Consider the following 17,192-nt stretch of genomic DNA (forward strand, 5'->3'; position numbering starts at 1 on the left):
TCTGGCGGCGTTTACTGGAAAACTCACTGTCGGCAAAAGTCAGTTGCTGGCTCATCCGGTTACTCATTCTGGGTTCAGGTTACAACACGATGATCTCACATCTCGGACTTATTCGCACCTTCCTTAAGGATTTGACTTACTGTTCCAGAAGTTTCTCAATTCTTTTACGGAACTTCGCCCCTTCCTTCAGGTTACGCAGCCCATAGTTTACGAACGCCTGCATATACCCCATTTTCTTACCGCAGTCATAGCTGTCGCCGGTCATCAGCATCGCGTCAACAGACTGTTTTTTCGCCAGCTCGGCAATCGCATCGGTGAGCTGGATACGATCCCAGGCGCCTGGCTCGGTTTTTTCCAGTTCCGCCCAGATATCGGCATTCAGAACATAGCGACCCACCGCCATCAGGTCAGAATCCAGCGTCTGCGGCTGATCCGGTTTTTCGATGAACTCAACGATGCGGCTCACCTGCCCTTCAGTTTCCAGCGCTTCTTTGGTCTGAATTACGGAGTACTCGGAGAGATCGCCTTTCATGCGCTTCGCCAGCACCTGGCTACGGCCCGTTTCGTTGAAACGTGCCACCATTGCCGCCAGGTTGTATCGCAGCGGATCGGCAGACGCGTTATCAATAATGATATCCGGCAGCACAACGATGAACGGGTTATCACCCACCACCGGACGGGCACAAAGAATAGAGTGTCCCAGACCCAGCGGCTGCGCCTGACGCACGTTCATGATGGTCACGCCCGGCGGACAAATAGACTGCACTTCCGCCAGCAGCTGACGCTTAACGCGCTGCTCAAGCAACGCTTCGAGTTCGTAAGAGGTGTCGAAGTGGTTTTCTACCGCATTCTTGGATGAGTGCGTAACCAGGACGATTTCTTTGATCCCTGCAGCAACAATCTCGTCGACAATGTACTGAATCATTGGCTTGTCGACGATCGGCAGCATCTCTTTAGGAATGGCTTTTGTGGCGGGCAGCATATGCATGCCCAGGCCTGCTACCGGAATGACTGCTTTCAAATTAATCATTATTTCTTCCACCTTAAAATGGTTGACGAATTATAGCTCTTAAACCTGTTTTCGCCAGCATGATTTGCCGTAATCCTGAAGCAATGTTACGCCTTAGCATCACATATTTCTGTAGTTGTAATCTGATTCGATCGCGCTTATATGCCAGGAATCGTCTTAAAACAGATTATTGTCGATTATCTGTGCGGCAGCGCAAAGTTCAGTCTTTCCACATTCACCACCTGCTGGTCGACCCGGTCAATATCCACCGAGCTTTGCCCCTTCTCGTTCACAGCTTTGATGTTCGCCAGCGAAAGCAGCGTCTCGTCTTTCGCCATAAATTTACCTCGTACATCTTTGCGCAGATCGAAGTTGATCTTCAGGGCAGGACCCACGGCGGCTTCCTGCATCACATTGATATTACGTAAGAAAAGATGCTGCGGCTTGTTGTGCAGTTCCAGCGTTGCGCGCTGCATTTCCACATTGGTAATCGCCACAAACGACGTCGCATTACCGGATGAAATCTGTATTCCGCGCAATTTATAGGCGAGCTGGCGGTTATCGAGATGAATATTATTGAGCTTGAAGTTCTGCGGGATGGACAAATAATCGCCTTTTATGACCCCATAGCCGATTAACATTCCCGCGCTGTTGACCATGTCGACATTATCAATAATGAAATTATCACAGCCATAAATGGCCACCGTGGCGTTGTCTATTCCTGCCTTTTTACTGAAGTCAGGGGTGATATTTTTAGCTTTAATATTGCGGATAACAAAGTGTTTCCCGTTTTCCACGTGCACCAGCTGGCGACAGTTGCTGCCGGTGATGTTGGCCACCACGAAGTTCTTAACGGTTTGCTTTTCCGGGTAGTCGTTGTCGTAGGTGCTCCCGGCAAGGCCAATGCCGATGCCCCAGTTGATCTTGCCGTTGGTGCAGTTGATGTTGTCGATGACATGATCGGAGATCAGGATATTGCGATCGTTGATGGCGACGTTCCATTCGATCGCATCGCCCTGCAGATGGCTAAATTTGCTGTTGGTGATGCGGGCGCCGTCCACCTGGTTATGGAAACCCTGGCGCAGGATGGCGTAATTGGCCTGACTTACGCTGATGTTATCAATCACCAGATTGCGCATCACGCTCGGTTTCTTACCGCCGATGTAGATTTGCGTCACAGGACCAAAACCGCTCATGGCCAGCCCTTTAATTACGCAGTCGGAGCCACGTACATCGAGAGTGATATTCTCTGTCCGTCCCTCGCCTTCCCCTATCACTTTGCTGCCTTCCTGCAGAACAAAACGGCCGCGGCCATTGCCGGTTAACGCCCCGCGGATCAGCAGCGTTTTACCGTCGGGAATGAAAATACCCGTGTTGATGTTTTCACAGGTCAGCCCGGCAGGGACAATGACTGTGTCACCATCATTAAACGCCTGCTTAAAGGCCGCGATCCAGTCGTTGTTATTGTACTGATTAACAGAGACCGTTCTTCCGCTCGCCGCCCGCGCAATGCGGGACGACAGCAGCGGCGTAGCCGCCAGAACGGACAGAGACGAGACAAAGGTGCGTCGGGTAATCTTTTTCAGCATACATCCTCGGCGTTACAACGTTTGCAGCAGGCTGGCTAACTGACGGTTAATCACCTGCTGGTTAAAATCGGCTTCAACTTTTTGTCGGGCATTGTGGAGCACGGGCTCCAGCGCCTGCTGGTCGATATCGCTGAAGGCAGCTAACCGATCGGCGAGCGCCATGGCGTTATTCTCCGGCACCAGCCAGCCGGAATGGTCAGACTTAATCAGCTCCGGGATCCCGCTGTGCAGGGTCGAGACCACCGGTATACCCACGGCCATTGCCTCCATCAGCGCCACCGGAATGCCTTCCATATCGCCATCGGCTCCCGTTACGGAGGGCAGCAGGAACACGTCCGCCTCATCGAGCATGGCCTTGACCTCGTGGCTCGGCTTGAAGCCCGGCATCTCTACAACATCTTCCAGCTGATACTGTTCGATAAGCGTGCGCAGACGACGCTCCCACGGCCCAATCCCGAGAATGCGGTAGTGGAAATCCACCCCGCGCGCTTTCAGCTGGCGGCAGGCTTCAATCGCCACATGCAGGCCTTTCTTCTCGGTCAGACGCGCGACGGAGATGATCTGCAGCGGCTTGCCCGGCACCTTCACCGGACGGCGGGTAAAGCGCGTTAAATCCACGCCCATGCGCGACACGGCAATTTTCTCTGCCGGGCAGCCCATGTTTTTCAGGCGTCCGGCCCACAGTTCACTGATGGGCAGCATCATGTCGCCGCGGCGGAAAAGCTGCTGGTACTCCGGCGTATAATGGTTCAGCACTTCACGGCTGGAGATGTCGATACCGTGGAAAATGGTCGCAATTTTACCGTCAATCACGCCCAGTTCGCGTAGCTTCGCGGCGGTCACGCCTGCCGGGCCAAAGTGGGCGATAAACACGTCAGCACGATACGGCTGCGCCGTTTGCCCGCAGATGGCCGAGAGAATTAAATTGCGTGATTCCGACCCATAGCGGGAAACATTCAACGCCCGCCACGTCGACGCGCGATGGATCCCACGTAAGGTCTGGCTGGCGCGGTGGCGCAGCTTGCTCAGCTTCCCGGACGGCTCATCCTGCAGCCAGCGTGTTTTGGCCTCCAGCCCATACTGGGTATACGCCGCATGGGTGTTTTGGGTATCGCCCTTTTGCAGGGCGATAATCTCCACGTCATATCCCATATCGATAAACGCGGTGATTTGGTTCAGAACAAAGGTCTCAGACGACAGCGGAAATTTCAGTAAGAAGAAACCAACCTTCATTTCCCCTCCCGCACGCGGTCAAGTACCGATTTCACCATCCCAATGCCCTTCTCGCGCTCGGCTTTCACCGCCAGCGCCAGACGTTCATTGATTGCAGGCAGCTGGCCAAGCGTGTCGCCCACCATCGCACCGAGCGATCCGTCCAGCAGATGACGAATATCAACGGCCATTTCCGGCATACCGAGCTGCTGCATAATGCCCGCGGACTTGTGCTCATAGTTAATGGCAATGGCCGGCGTGCCAAAGTTCATGGAGATAATGGCCGAGTGCAGTCGGGTGCCCACCGTCAGGTCGCAGGCGGAGAGCAGCTTGCCCATCTCCAGGTCGTTCAGCTCGTCCATCACCACGTGATAGCGGGACGGATCGTTCACCAGGTTGCGCAGGTTGAGCGCCACCATGCGGTCATCTTTGTTGTAGCTGTCGATACCGGTACAGGTGGACAGCGCCAGCACCTGGTACCCGCTGTCCAGCACGCGGTTCACCACGTCGGCGAATGCTTGCTCATACGCCGCCTGCGTCGTGCCTAAACGTTTATCGAAGGGCGCCAGCTCGCGCAGGGTGATCGCGACGGTTTTCTGTTTCGCCGTAACGTCGAGCCAGTGCTGCACCGCGTAGCTCGGCTGGAAGCTGTCGTCCTGGTGATCCACCAGCCAGGCGGTATCCACGCCGTGCTCAACTTTCGACGTGTCAATCTCGCTGCGCTTCATCATGTCAAGGCTGACCGACTCACGCAGGATCAGGGCATCGCAGTGGCCAAACACATAGTTCGCCAGCTGGTTAAACTGCGGATCCTGGAAAGGCCCCACGCTGTGGCCAATCATAAACAGCGGCTTTTTCGCCATGAACGTACAAAGCGCATGCTCAAACTGCGGCACGCCGTAGAGATCGACGAAGAACGAACCGCCGACCTGGATAATGGCGTCATAGCCGGACAGCAGACGAACAAAGTCGGTAAAGCCCTGCGCGATGGCGATGTTGCGCAGCTTGCCGGTATCGGTCACCCGGGAAAGCAGCACCTGATGCTGGTAGCGACGACGCAGTACTTTCTTCACGCGGCCCATCACGCCCGCGGCGTTGTTATGCTGTTTCATCTGGCTGTAAAGCGGATCGCCCATCACCGGGCGGTTCAGTAACCAGGATGAGCTGACAGGATAACGGCTCATCACGTCCACTTCGGTCTCAGGCTTAAGGGTGTTAATTGCATCCAGTAAACCGCGCAGGATGGCGCTGTCGCCACGGTTGCCGCAGGTATGGTTGCCAAGAATTAATAATTTCATAATGGCCTCTTAAATAACTAGCCTGCGCGAAGCAGCGTTTTCATTTTTTCGTTACGGCAAAACTGGCGCTTCATCTCAACGACCAGCGCATTGCGCGACAGCACAATCATCACGACGAAGGCCAGCGCACCCGCGGCAACCTGCACCGCCAGCAGCGCGGCCAGCGGCAGATGCCCGCTGAGGATAATGCCCAGGCCGTAGCTCACCGCCAGGGTCGGCAATGAGAGATAGAACGGCAGCCACAGGCTCAGGATGTACTGACGGTAGCTGGAGCCCAGCACCGGTTTAATCATGATGAAGTAGCTCAGGACGGTATTGACGATCTGCACCAGCAGGAAGCCCAGCGTCACGCCAATAGCGCCCGCCATGTGCCCGCCGACGATAATTGCCGGAATAAACAGGAAGGTTTTGAATACGTTGAACTTAAAGCTGATGTCCACGCGCGCTTTTGCCATCAGCAGGGACCCAATCGGGTTTCCCACGGAGCGCAGCAGCCCCACCACGCACAGCAGCTGCAGGATCGGGATGATGCCGTTCCACTTATCGCCAAACACCAGCGGCACGAAGTTGCTGGACACCACCATCAACCCCAGCAGCACCGGGAAGTTGATGATCCCCACTACCGAAAGCAGCTTGTAAAAGTTAATGCGCAGCTTTTCGGTGTCGTCCTGAATCTTGGCAAACGCCGGGAACAGCACGCGGGTGATTATTGGGTTCAGCTTCATCGGCGGCACCACCGCGACGTTGTAGGCCAGGTTGTAGCCCCCCGCCACGCTCGCGCCGAGAATACGTGCCAGCACCAGCGTCGAAAGGTTGGTGTTCACGTAGTTGATAATGCTGTCCGCCGTCAGCCACGCGCCAAAGCGCAGGTTGGACGAGACGGACGCAAGAGAGAAATGCAGTCCCGGGCGGTAAATTTTACGCCCAAAGTAGCCGAACAGCAGCGTGCGCACGGCAGAGTTCACCAGGTAACCGAGGATGGCGGTCATCGCCAGCGGCCAGAAATGGGCGCTCACGACGGTAAAGGTAAAGCCCGCCAGCACGGCGCTGGTCTCGATCATGCCGATCTTATTGAACTCCAGCTCTTTCTGCATCAGCGCGCGGAACTGCTGCCCGTGGGGGATCACCACGAACGCAAACGACAGCGTACGCATCAGCGGGGCGAGATCCGGGTTGTGCAGCACGCTGGCGATGGTATCGCTCAGCAGGAACACCAGCATAAACACGAAAATCCCCAGCCCCACGTTCAGCCAGTAGAGCGTGGTCAGCTCAAGATGGCTGATCTCTTTGCGCTGGATAATCGAGTTGGCGATACCAAAGTCAGACAGCGTATCGGCCAGCGCAATGATCACCAGCGAGACGGTCAGCAGGCCGAACTGGTGATTATCGATAATGCGCGCCAGCACCGTCATCTGCACCAGGCCGAGGCCAATGATGACGATGGTCGCCATCGCTGACCACTTGGCGCCGCTGATGGTTTTTTCACGTAAGCTCATCTTAGTACGCCGCTTTGTTCACGAAACCTTTGAAAATGGTCAGAAAAACAATCTTGATATCGAACCAGAGGCTCCACTCGCGGATGTACTCCAGATCGAACTCGATGCGTTTTTCCATTTTTTCCAGCGTGTCGGTTTCGCCGCGCCAGCCGTTGATTTGCGCCCAGCCGGTGATGCCCGGCTTCACCTTATGGCGCAGCATGTAGCCTTCAATCAGCGAGCGGTACTGCTCGTTGTGCGCCACCGCGTGCGGACGCGGGCCAACAATCGACATCCCGCCGGTAAAGACGTTGATAAACTGCGGCAGCTCGTCCAGCGAGGTGCGGCGCAAGAAGTTCCCCACGCGGGTGACGCGCGGATCGTTCTGCGTGGCCTGGGTCACGACCTTGTCGTTCTCCATCACCTTCATGGAGCGGAATTTCCACACCATAATCGGCTTACCGTCCATGCCGTAGCGGGTCTGACGGAAGATAACCGGTCCTGGCGAGCTCAGCTTCACCGCGAGGGCAATGCAGCACAGCACCGGGGAGATGAGCAGCAAAATCAGCGAAGAGAGCACGATATCTTCCAGACGCTTCAGCACGCGGTTAATACCGGACAGCGGCGTGTCGTACAGCGGTACGACCGGCACCCCGTTCACCTCTTCAATACGGGAGTGAAGAATGTTGAAGGTAAACACGTCCGGGATCAGGATCACTGAACAGGTGGTATCCGCCAGCTCGCGCATCAGCTGCTTAATGCGGGATTCGTCTTTCATCTGCATGGCGATGTAGACGTTGTGAATTTTGCCGGCTTTGGCATCGTCAATCAGCTGATCGTAGTTGCCCGCCCAGTCGGCAGGCACGCCGCCAGGCTTTGCGTCGTGATAAATCCCGACCACTTCAAAGCCTAACCACGGCTCTTTGCGGAAGCTGTCGAGCAGCACTTTCCCAACCGGCAGATCGCCTGCCACCGCCACGAAGCGACGGTTATAGCCCCGGTTGCGCAGCCAACCCGCGCCAAAGCGGATCAGGGAACGGCACACCACCATGCCGACGCTGGTCAACAGATACCAGCTCAGATAGGTCACGAGGCGATTATCAAAATCATGGCTAAATGCCACCAGGCCTGCGCTGAAGATCAGGCTCAGGGTCCAGTTCTGCAGCAGCAGCATCAGTTCAGTGGTCATTTTGACGCCGCGCCACGAGCGGTAGAAATCGGTCATACCGCCGATCATTTGAAACACGACCAGCGCAATCAGGGCCATCAGCAGATGCATATATAAGAACGGCAGCCCGCTGATCCGACACACCGCCCACAATCCACCGACCATGATGGTGATATCAGAAAAACGCTGCACCATAGAGATTAACGATGCATTCGTTCTCGCTCGTTCGCGTTTTTTTAGATTCGTCATCGTTGTTCCTGTATTCGGTTCCCCCTCCCACCGGGAGGGGCAGTTATTACTGATTCAACAGCGCCAGAATGTCCTTCGTTCGGGCTTCCATCAGCGCGGTGTCAGCGCGGGACTCCACGTTCAGGCGCACCACCGGCTCGGTATTGGACGAGCGCAGGTTAAAGCGCCACTGCGGGAACGCCATGCTGATACCGTCGGTACGGTCAATTTCCAGCGCGTGGATGGCAAAGTGCTGCTCCACGCGGGCAATCGCCTCGGCAGGCTGCGCCAGCTTGCTGTTGATCTCTCCGCTCGCCGGGAACGCCGCCATACGGTCGCGCACCAGCTCGCCCAGGGTTTTCCCCTTCAGGCACAGCAGTTCAGTCACCAGCAGCCACGGGATCATCCCGCTGTCGCAGTAGGCAAAGTCACGGAAGTAGTGGTGGGCGCTCATCTCGCCGCCGTAGATGGCGTCTTCTTCGCGCATGCGCTCTTTGATGAAGGCGTGACCGGTTTTGGACATCACCGGCGTGCCGCCTGCGGCAGACACCACGTCGACGGTGTTCCAGGAGAGGCGCGGGTCATGAATGATCTTCGCGCCAGGGTTTTTCTCGAGGAACGCTTCCGCCAGCAGGCCGACAATGTAGTAGCCCTCGATGAACTGCCCTTTCTCGTCGAACAGGAAGCAGCGGTCAAAATCGCCGTCAAAGGCTATACCCATGTCCGCGCCGTGTTCAATCACCGCGTTGCGGGTGTCGTCGCGGCACTCCGGCAGCAGCGGGTTAGGAATACCGTTCGGGAAGTTGCCGTCCGGGGTGTTGTGCACTTTGACGAAGGTCACCGGCACGTTCAGTGCTTTAAAGCGCGCTTCAAGGGCATCGACCACCGGGCCAGCCGCGCCGTTGCCGGAGTTAATCACCAGCTTCAGCGGCTTCAGGTTTGCCACGTTGATGTAGCCCAGCAGGTGGTCGATGTACTCTTTCTGCAGGTTGATTTTTTTGTAGCTGCCGCGCTTCGCCTCGTTCACCGGCGGGAAATCGTTGGCTTCCGCCAGGCGCTGCACGTCGCGCAGGCCGGTGTCGCCGCTGATAGGACGGGCGCCCTTGCGCACCAGCTTCATGCCGTTGTAATCCATCGGATTGTGGCTGGCCGTCACTTCAATACCGCCGTCCACGCCCAGGTGGAAGGTGGCAAAGTAAATCTCTTCGGTTCCGGACAGGCCGATGTCCAGCACGTCTACGCCCGCGTCCTGCAGCCCTTTCGCCAGCGCCAGCTTGAGGGATTCGCTGGTCAGACGCACGTCACCGCCCAGCACGATGGTCTGCGGTTTTAAGTATTCGCCGTACGCGCGGCCAATGCGCCACGCAATGTCTTCATTCAGCTCTTCGCCCAGCTTGCCGCGAATATCGTAGGCTTTAAAACAGGTTAATTTATCCATGATGACCCCTTTTTCAGGCAACAGTCGGTCCTGACCACTAAATGGCCAAATTAATTTTTTTGTCATTCGTAGGCCCGGTAAGCGCAGCGCCACCGGGCATGATGCAGAGAGCTACACTCGCCCGTAGCGGTCCTGGAAGCGCACGATATCGTCCTCTTCCAGATACGAGCCGGAGCGCACCTCAATTAAGTCGAGAGGAATTTTCCCCGGGTTCTCCAGACAGTGCGTCGCCCCCAGCGGAATATAGATGGACTCGTTTTCGCCCAGCAGTTTCACTTCACCGTCGATGGTGACTTTGGCGGTACCCGCAACCACCACCCAGTGCTCGGCGCGGTGATGGTGCATCTGCACCGACAGCCCCTCGCCCGGCTTCACGGTGATGCGTTTCACCTGATAGCGGTCACCGGCGTCAATGGAGTCATATTTGCCCCACGGACGGTAGACTTCGCGATGAATGTGGTGCTCGTGACGGCCATCCGCCTTGATCTTCTCCACCACTTTTTTAACGTCCTGCACGGCGTTACGGTCGGCAATCAGCACGGCGTCTTTGGTCTGGACCACAACAAGATCTTTTACCCCAACCGTGGTGACCAGGCCGGACTCGGCGTAGACGTAGCTGTTTTCCGTTTTGTGGCTAATGACATCGCCGTGATGGACGTTACCCTCCGGGGTATGGGCGCTGATCTCCCACAGGGAGGACCAGGATCCAACATCGCTCCAGCCCGCATCCATCGGTACCACGACGGCGTCAGCCGTGCGTTCCATTACCGCATAGTCAATGGATTCTTCCGGACAGGCGAGGAAGGCCTCTTCATCCACGCGGATGAAGTCGAGATCCGGATCCACCACCGCCATCGCTTTCTCGCAGGCGCTCAGAATATCCGGGCGATATTTGCGCAGCTCTTCCAGATAGCGTCCGGCGCGGAACAGGAACATCCCGCTGTTCCAGTAATATTCCCCGCTGGCGACATACGCCTGCGCGGTTTCCAGATTCGGTTTTTCAACGAACTGCGCCACGTCAAACGCCACGCTGTCGCCTTCACCCGGCGTCACGTTGCCGCGACGGATGTAACCGTAGCCGGTTTCCGGCAGATCCGGCACGATGCCGAAGGTCACCAGCTTGCCGCTCTCAGCGTAAGGAATGGCAGCACGCACCGCGTCGCGGAAGGCCTCTTCCTGCTGGATCACGTGGTCTGCCGCCAGCACCAGCATCAGCGGGTCACAGTCCGGGCTGCTGCGTTTTGCCGCCAGCGCCGCCAGGGCGATAGCCGGTGCGGTATTGCGTCCGGCAGGCTCCAGGATGATATTTTCTGTGAGTTTGTTCAGCTGGCGCAGCTGCTCGGCAACAATAAAGCGGTGCTGTTCGTTACAGATCACCACCGGGCTTTCACACTCCACGCCGTGGAGACGGTTTACCGTCGTCTGCAGCATGGTGAGATCCCCTTTCAGGCAGAGGAACTGTTTTGGATAGAGCACGCGGGACAGCGGCCACAACCGGCTACCAGAGCCACCAGCCATCACAACCGGATACAAAGTGGTTTGACTCATGATTTATCCCCGTATATCTGCAATAAATTGGCTCAGCACGTTCTCTTTCTCGAGCGTGCGTTCGGCATATTCACGTGCCACCGTGTTCACTTTTGGCATGGCAAGTGCCTGTTCAATGCCGGTGACCAGCGCCGGAACCGATTCCGGCTCTACGCACACCGCAATCCCCGGATAGCTGTCACACAGCTGGCCTAATTCAGTTTCGGCTTCGGCCGTAATCACCGCGTTACCGCCCACGGCCAGAATGTTGGTCAGCTTGGACGGCAGCACCGCATCCGCCGCGCCGCGCTTTTGCACCACCAGATGGCAGTCGCCCATCTTCAGCAGCGCAGGCAATGCCTCGTAAGACTGAAGCGGGAAGAATTTCACGTTGGTCAGGCCGCGAACGCTTACCATTTTTTCCAGCCGCGCTTTTCCACCGCCCTGCCCGACAATCACAAACATCCATGGATGTTCGTTCAGCAGTTGAGCCGCCTCGATCACGCTCTCCAGCCCCTGCTTTTCGCCGATATTGCCTGAGTAAAGAATGATTTTTTGATCTTCAGGCAAACCGAGCTGCGCGCGCAGCGCCTGAGCATCTTGCTCAGTCACGTCGCGAAAACGCGCCACTTCGGACCAGTTCGGGAAGAAGATCACCTTCTCCGCCGGGACACCTTTCTCCTGCGCTTTGTTCATCATGGAGCGCGAGATCGTTGAGACGTAGTCCACGTTGTGTAAGCCACTGCGCTCAAACGCGCTGGCGAGCTTCGCCACCTTGCCGCCTTTGCTTTTGCCTGCCATCCCCAGGCCCAGCATGGCGTCCACTTCATAATCCTGAATGTGCAGCAGGGTGCGCGCACCGGAGAGTTTGCCCAGCAGGCGCATGCCCGGCGTGCAAAACAGCGTCGGCACCACGCCGATAATGCGATCCGGCTTCCAGCGACGCTGCGCCATCAGCGGGAAGAAGCTGCTCAGGGCAAAGCTGCCGAGATGAATCAAGCGCTTCAGCGTCGAGGGCTGCTTAGGCACATACAGCGGGCAGCGCCAGACGGTCGCTGCACCCTCTTCGCGACGGTAGCGCCAGCTTGAGTAGCGCTCCCCCACTTTCCACTCCGGGTAGTACGGCGGCGCGGTAATAACCCGCACGTCATGTCCCTGGCTCGCCATCCACTCGACCATCTCGCCGGTGTATTTTCCGATGCCGGTTAATTCCGGCGAGTAGTTGATTCCGTATACGAGGATCTTCATAAGCCCGGCACCCCGGACTGACGTTCAGCGAGGAAATAGGCACGGCTGTTGTCATGCACATTGTCGCTCGCCAGCAGCGCCTCTGGCGTCTGCCAGCGGTAGTCGTCATGCTGAGAATCAGGCAGACGCAGGTCTGCCTCACTCACCTTCAGGCGGAACCCCAGCACGATGTAGTGTGTGGAGAACCCGGTACCCGAAAAGTTATCGTCATAGAAGTGCTGCCAGACCCCGTAAAACTGGCCCGCTGCCATCGGCAACTGCAGGCCCAGTTCCGCCAGAGTGAGACGCTCAAACGCATCGGTCAGCGTCTCATCCTTTTGCACGCGCCCGCCGGGCACGAACCAGAAGCCCTGTGCAGGACGGTTGGTTCGTTTCCCCAGCAAGAACTCGCCGCGTTCGTTCTCCACGATCAAATCAATTGAGATGAGCGGAGTGGAACGCACTACCGTGGCAAAATCTTCCTGACTTAAAAACATCGTTACCCCCGGAAGCGGTGCTGGTTTTCCAGGAACCACTGATAGGTGCTGGCCAGCCCCTGCTCCAGTGACACCTCGTGATACCAGCCCAGCTGATGCAGACGGGTCACGTCCAGCAGTTTGCGCGGCGTGCCGTCCGGTTTCGTGGCGTCAAACACCACGCGGCCTTTGTAGCCCACCACCTGCGCGATGGTCTGCGCCAGCTCGCGAATGGTGCAGTCCACGCCGGTGCCCACGTTGATGTGCGACAGCATCGGCTCGGTGTTCTCCTGCCACACCTCGCGATCCAGCTCCATCACGTGAATGCTGGCCGCAGCCATGTCGTCCACGTGCAGGAATTCGCGCATCGGCGTACCGCTGCCCCACACCACCACATCCGGCGCGTTCTCGGCGGTCGCCTCGTGGAAGCGGCGCAGCAGCGCCGGGATCACGTGCGAATTGCTCGGGTGGAAGTTGTCGTGCGGTCCGTACAGGTTGGTCGGCATCACCGAGCGATAGTCTCGGTTGTACTGACGGTTGTAGGACTCGCACAGCTTGATCCCGGCAATTTTGGCAATCGCGTACGGCTCGTTGGTGGCTTCAAGCGTGCCCTGCAGCAGCTCGCTTTCAGCGATCGGCTGTTTTGCCATTTTCGGGTAAATACAGGATGAGCCGAGGAACAGCAGCTTGTTCACGTTGTGCAGATGCGCCGCGTGAATGATGTTGCTCTCAATCATCATGTTTTCGTAGATGAAATCCGCCGGGTAGGTGTTGTTGGCAACAATGCCGCCCACCTTCGCCGCCGCCAGATACACCTGGTCAATACGTTCGTTTGCAAAGAAGTCCTGTACAGCACGGCTGTCGAGCAGGTTCAGCTCGTCGCGCGTGCGGACAACCACTTCGACGTCACCGCGCTGTTCGAGCTGGCGAACAATCGCGGAACCCACCATTCCGCGATGACCGGCGACAAAAATACGTTGTTTTGTCATTCTCAGGACTCCAGCGCGATGGCAACCTCGTAGCCATGAGATTTGAGCAGGGAGTGTTTTTTCGCTGCTTCAAGATCTTTGGCTACCATCTCGGAAACCATCTCCTGCAGAGTGGTTTCTGGTTTCCAGCCCAGCTTCTCGTGCGCTTTGGTTGGGTCACCCAGCAGGGTTTCCACTTCAGCAGGACGGAAGTAGCGTGGGTCAACCTGCACAATCACGTCGCCTGGCTTCACGCCCGGTGCGTCATGGCCGGTCACGGAAACCACGATGCCCTTCTCTTCTACGCCGGTGCCTTCGAAGCGCAGCTTGATGCCCAATTGAGCGGCAGCCATTTCGACGAACTGACGAACGGAGTACTGCACGCCGGTGGCGATCACGAAGTCTTCTGGCTGTTCCTGCTGCAGCATCATCCACTGCATTTTCACGTAGTCTTTGGCATGGCCCCAGTCACGCAGGGAGTCCATGTTGCCGAGGTGCAGGCACGATTCCAGACCCTGCGCGATGTTGGCGATAGCGCGGGTGATTTTGCGGGTTACGAAGGTTTCGCCGCGACGTGGAGATTCGTGGTTGAACAGAATGCCGTTACAGGCGTACATGCCGTAGGATTCACGGTAGTTCACGGTGATCCAGTAGGCGTACAGTTTCGCTACCGCATACGGAGAACGTGGGTAGAACGGCGTGGTCTCTTTCTGTGGGATTTCCTGCACCAGGCCGTACAGCTCAGAGGTGGATGCCTGGTAGAAACGGGTTTTCTTCTCAAGACCCAGGAAGCGGATCGCCTCCAGCAGACGCAGGGTACCCATGGCGTCCACGTCAGCGGTGTATTCCGGAGACTCGAAGGAGACCGCAACGTGGCTCATCGCGCCCAGGTTGTACACTTCATCCGGCTGCACTTCCTGCAGGATACGGGTCAGGTTGGAGGTATCGGTCAGGTCGCCGTAGTGCAGGTGGAATTTCGGGTTCGCCGCGTGAGGATCCTGATAAATATGATCGACACGTTCGGTGTTAAATGAAGACGCACGACGTTTAATACCGTGTACTTCGTAACCCTTTTCCAGCAGTAACTCTGCCAGGTAAGAACCATCCTGCCCGGTAACGCCGGTGATGAGAGCGACTTTAGACATGTTTATATTCCTCTACTTATGAATTTAATCAGTTTCAACGCGTTCGCGTATCACCACTGCGGGGTTGCCACGACAAATTTTATTTGCCGGTAGCGATTTAAAAACGCTGCTGCGGGCACCGACTACCGTGCCATCGCCAACAGAAACACCCGGTGCAACAAAAACATCCGTTGCCAGCCAGCATTTTTCACCAATCACAATAGGCGAAGCGGTAATATCAAAATGCTGACTCATAAAGTCGTGGCTGCCGGTGCACAAATAACATTTCTGTGAAACCACCGAATTCGCGCCAATCGTAATCTCGCCCAGGGTATATAACACCGCGTCATCCCCTACCCAGGCGTAATCCCCAAGCGTTAATTTCCAGGGATAGGTAATTTTCACCGAAGGACGAATGACTACGTTTTTTCCTATTTTTGCGCCAAACAGACGCAATAAAAATGCTCGCCAGCGGTACAGTATTTGCGGTGACCAGGCAAATAAGGTGGCCTGAACCGCCCACCATAGCTGCACTTTAATACCGCCCGCCCCCCGAAAACCTTTCGGTACGGAGAAACCGTTCAGATCCTGCATTACGTTTCCTTATATTCAGGCTTTGTTATATAAGGCTTTCGTTTTACTCGTGGTGCGCACGCGTAAAAAATAAGATAATTCCGCCCAGAACCCAGGCACGCGTAATATTTTACGCTGCACGTTTTTGGCATCCTGGCACAACTCCAGATTATTCGAGGTTGACACACCACCCATTGAAAACTCAGATACCAGCCCTTTAATTCGGCGGAACGGGTAACCTGACTTATACAGACTGGCTGCCAGTGCATAATCGGATGACACTTTATACTGCAAATCGTAAGGCTGTTTTTTCAGACCTTTTACCGGGAAGAAAATGGCCTGATGGCTGGCCGGTAAGCTGTGGTAGATATACCAGCCCGGCTTCGCGCTGCGGCACACTTTATGTCCGTCGCCAAAATCAAGCAGCGCATCGCCAATATACATGGCGTCCTCTTTCTGGCGCGCCAGCTGGCGGGCAAACAGCGCCACGTCGTCATGGAAGATATCACCTGAATTCAGAAAGATGGCATAACGGCCTTGCGCCATGTTAATGCCTTTGTTCATTGCATCGTAGATGCCTTTATCTTTCTCGCTGATGTAGCGTAAGTTGAACTCACCGTTGAGTTTTTCCAGAAACTCTGCCGTGCCATCGTTCGAGCCGCCGTCGACCACAATCCACTCAAAGGTGAGGCTTGGATCGCGCGCCAGGTTGCGCAGCGAGCGCCAGGTTTTTACCACCCCTTCGTAATTACGAAAAGCGACAGTAATGACGCTAAGAAACATAAATCACCTCATTTCGTCATACGTGCGTAATATTAAGCGCTTTGCGCAGAATAAACGGACAGACAATCAAGAAAGCATATTCCGGGCTAAATATTGACCCGGTAAAAAACAGCGACACCGGCGTAAATAGATAAAGTTGCACGCGAAAGTTCTGGTTATCACCAAACGCGTTAATCATCATTTTGAAAACTTTAAACAGATACCACAGCGTCAACAGTACGGCGAACCACGAAAAATAAATAATTAACAGATACAGACCATTGTCTATGGTTTTACCGACATCCGCACCGTTAAAGATTCCGAATGATGCAACATATTCGTAAAGTGAGCCGAATCTTACTACACCATCAATATGGGTTAAGGAATAACCCACCATCACCAGTGGTCCAATGATGCGATAATAGGACGAGGACCCTTCCGTTCCCAAATCACCCAGACGTTCTGAGATGTAGGGGAAGGCAAATATCACGCCCACCATAAATACCGTCAGAGAGATAATCGCCAGCGGCAGTTTTTTCTTAATCGCATCTTTGTTCAGGTACTGAAACGCCCATTCCAGCAGGTAAAACAGGATAAATGTCATTACCCCTGAGAACGATCCAGACAGAACGATTCCTGCAAGAATCATAGCATCGGTCTTAGGCGTTTTGATACCAAACTGTTTGATGCTGAGCCAAATTGAGATTAACGCCAAAGCGAAAAACGCCGGTTCAAAATAGAGGGCCGTGGTACGCTTCCCGCCGAACTTGATGAAGTTCAATACATAGCTGTTGCTGTAAATGAGATATTTCGAAATTATCTCCATCAGGCTGCTGCCGCCGGTAAGAATAATTTGCGCCATCTCCATAGCAGCAAGCATAACAATTAACGCAACGGCAATATAAAAGAACCTGAGGATTTTCCGATAATTGTGCGGAGAAATCGTTTTAAAGCGAATACTCCAGACCATGCCGATAATAATGACAATATAAAGGAAGTTGCGATTAAGTGGTCCGCAGCTCCCGATATGACGCCCCAAACCGTCCTTTATCGACGTCCTGTGGCTCAATTTTCCAATTTTCAGCCCAAAATCGTCTCTTCGTGGCTGATTTTGGCCC

The 17,192-nt window shown here is 55.5% G+C and carries 15 protein-coding genes; all 15 read right to left on the reverse strand.

Annotated features, from left to right (window positions below; all coding sequences use genetic code 11):
- Window positions 1-136: 136 nt before the first annotated feature.
- Window positions 137-1,030 (reverse strand): GalU regulator GalF, encoded by an 894-nt coding sequence (galF, locus tag ACOTXT_RS20880; protein ID WP_023293854.1) that lies wholly within the window; start codon window positions 1,028-1,030, stop codon window positions 137-139.
- Between the two features lie 176 nt (window positions 1,031-1,206).
- The gene (wcaM, locus tag ACOTXT_RS20885) at window positions 1,207-2,598 is read right to left on the reverse strand and encodes a colanic acid biosynthesis protein WcaM (RefSeq protein ID WP_025913270.1); all 1,392 of its coding nucleotides are present in this window, start codon (window positions 2,596-2,598) and stop codon (window positions 1,207-1,209) included.
- Window positions 2,599-2,610: 12 nt separating this feature from the next.
- The gene (gene wcaL / locus ACOTXT_RS20890) at window positions 2,611-3,831 is read right to left on the reverse strand and encodes a colanic acid biosynthesis glycosyltransferase WcaL (protein WP_106105665.1); all 1,221 of its coding nucleotides are present in this window, start codon (window positions 3,829-3,831) and stop codon (window positions 2,611-2,613) included.
- A complete protein-coding gene (gene wcaK, locus ACOTXT_RS20895) occupies window positions 3,828-5,108 on the reverse strand; it encodes a colanic acid biosynthesis pyruvyl transferase WcaK (RefSeq protein WP_070533830.1) in 1,281 nt (426 codons plus the stop codon). Before wcaK ends, wcaL begins: the two co-directional genes overlap by 4 nt.
- 17 nt (window positions 5,109-5,125) lie before the next feature.
- Window positions 5,126-6,604 (reverse strand): colanic acid undecaprenyl disphosphate flippase WzxC, encoded by a 1,479-nt coding sequence (wzxC, locus tag ACOTXT_RS20900; RefSeq protein WP_106105664.1) that lies wholly within the window; start codon window positions 6,602-6,604, stop codon window positions 5,126-5,128.
- A gap of 1 nt (window position 6,605) precedes the next feature.
- On the reverse strand, window positions 6,606-8,000 hold the full coding sequence (wcaJ, locus tag ACOTXT_RS20905; RefSeq protein ID WP_008499429.1) for an undecaprenyl-phosphate glucose phosphotransferase: 1,395 nt from the start codon (window positions 7,998-8,000) through the stop codon (window positions 6,606-6,608).
- A gap of 46 nt (window positions 8,001-8,046) precedes the next feature.
- Window positions 8,047-9,417, reverse strand: a complete 1,371-nt coding sequence (gene cpsG / locus ACOTXT_RS20910; protein WP_032622651.1) for a colanic acid biosynthesis phosphomannomutase CpsG — start codon at window positions 9,415-9,417, stop codon at window positions 8,047-8,049.
- 111 nt (window positions 9,418-9,528) lie between these two features.
- On the reverse strand, window positions 9,529-10,965 hold the full coding sequence (gene cpsB, locus ACOTXT_RS20915; protein WP_021241455.1) for a mannose-1-phosphate guanyltransferase: 1,437 nt from the start codon (window positions 10,963-10,965) through the stop codon (window positions 9,529-9,531).
- A 3-nt stretch (window positions 10,966-10,968) separates the two neighbouring features.
- Window positions 10,969-12,192, reverse strand: a complete 1,224-nt coding sequence (gene wcaI / locus ACOTXT_RS20920; protein WP_032652672.1) for a colanic acid biosynthesis fucosyltransferase WcaI — start codon at window positions 12,190-12,192, stop codon at window positions 10,969-10,971.
- On the reverse strand, window positions 12,189-12,668 hold the full coding sequence (locus ACOTXT_RS20925) for a GDP-mannose mannosyl hydrolase (protein WP_008499425.1): 480 nt from the start codon (window positions 12,666-12,668) through the stop codon (window positions 12,189-12,191). Before ACOTXT_RS20925 ends, wcaI begins: the two co-directional genes overlap by 4 nt.
- Before the next feature lie 2 nt (window positions 12,669-12,670).
- On the reverse strand, window positions 12,671-13,636 hold the full coding sequence (gene fcl, locus ACOTXT_RS20930) for a GDP-L-fucose synthase (RefSeq protein ID WP_013097874.1): 966 nt from the start codon (window positions 13,634-13,636) through the stop codon (window positions 12,671-12,673).
- 2 nt (window positions 13,637-13,638) lie between these two features.
- A complete protein-coding gene (gmd, locus tag ACOTXT_RS20935; protein ID WP_003863514.1) occupies window positions 13,639-14,760 on the reverse strand; it encodes a GDP-mannose 4,6-dehydratase in 1,122 nt (373 codons plus the stop codon).
- Between the two features lie 24 nt (window positions 14,761-14,784).
- Window positions 14,785-15,333: a colanic acid biosynthesis acetyltransferase WcaF gene (wcaF, locus tag ACOTXT_RS20940; protein WP_008499422.1), complete on the reverse strand. Its 549-nt coding sequence runs from the start codon at window positions 15,331-15,333 to the stop codon at window positions 14,785-14,787.
- A 15-nt stretch (window positions 15,334-15,348) separates the two neighbouring features.
- Window positions 15,349-16,095, reverse strand: coding sequence for a colanic acid biosynthesis glycosyltransferase WcaE (gene wcaE / locus ACOTXT_RS20945; protein WP_008499420.1), 747 nt, complete (start codon window positions 16,093-16,095; stop codon window positions 15,349-15,351).
- Between the two features lie 16 nt (window positions 16,096-16,111).
- The coding region (gene wcaD, locus ACOTXT_RS20950; RefSeq protein ID WP_421625434.1) for a colanic acid polymerase WcaD at window positions 16,112-17,192 on the reverse strand (1,081 nt) is incomplete at its 5' end.

It is taken from the genome of Enterobacter cloacae complex sp. IR5422 (assembly GCF_049238165.1).
Taxonomy (GTDB): Bacteria; Pseudomonadota; Gammaproteobacteria; order Enterobacterales; family Enterobacteriaceae; genus Enterobacter; species Enterobacter roggenkampii.

Bases quoted from the DNA above. Each gene is read 5' to 3' on its own strand.
- galF (WP_023293854.1), bottom strand. From the start codon at position 1,030: ATGATTAATTTGAAAGCAGTCATTCCGGTAGCAGGCCTGGGCATGCAT.
- wcaM (WP_025913270.1), bottom strand. From the start codon at position 2,598: ATGCTGAAAAAGATTACCCGACGCACCTTTGTCTCGTCTCTGTCCGTT.
- wcaL (WP_106105665.1), bottom strand. From the start codon at position 3,831: ATGAAGGTTGGTTTCTTCTTACTGAAATTTCCGCTGTCGTCTGAGACC.
- wcaK (WP_070533830.1), bottom strand. From the start codon at position 5,108: ATGAAATTATTAATTCTTGGCAACCATACCTGCGGCAACCGTGGCGAC.
- wzxC (WP_106105664.1), bottom strand. From the start codon at position 6,604: ATGAGCTTACGTGAAAAAACCATCAGCGGCGCCAAGTGGTCAGCGATG.
- wcaJ (WP_008499429.1), bottom strand. From the start codon at position 8,000: ATGACGAATCTAAAAAAACGCGAACGAGCGAGAACGAATGCATCGTTA.
- cpsG (WP_032622651.1), bottom strand. From the start codon at position 9,417: ATGGATAAATTAACCTGTTTTAAAGCCTACGATATTCGCGGCAAGCTG.
- cpsB (WP_021241455.1), bottom strand. From the start codon at position 10,965: ATGAGTCAAACCACTTTGTATCCGGTTGTGATGGCTGGTGGCTCTGGT.
- wcaI (WP_032652672.1), bottom strand. From the start codon at position 12,192: ATGAAGATCCTCGTATACGGAATCAACTACTCGCCGGAATTAACCGGC.
- ACOTXT_RS20925 (WP_008499425.1), bottom strand. From the start codon at position 12,668: ATGTTTTTAAGTCAGGAAGATTTTGCCACGGTAGTGCGTTCCACTCCG.
- fcl (WP_013097874.1), bottom strand. From the start codon at position 13,636: ATGACAAAACAACGTATTTTTGTCGCCGGTCATCGCGGAATGGTGGGT.
- gmd (WP_003863514.1), bottom strand. From the start codon at position 14,760: ATGTCTAAAGTCGCTCTCATCACCGGCGTTACCGGGCAGGATGGTTCT.
- wcaF (WP_008499422.1), bottom strand. From the start codon at position 15,333: ATGCAGGATCTGAACGGTTTCTCCGTACCGAAAGGTTTTCGGGGGGCG.
- wcaE (WP_008499420.1), bottom strand. From the start codon at position 16,095: ATGTTTCTTAGCGTCATTACTGTCGCTTTTCGTAATTACGAAGGGGTG.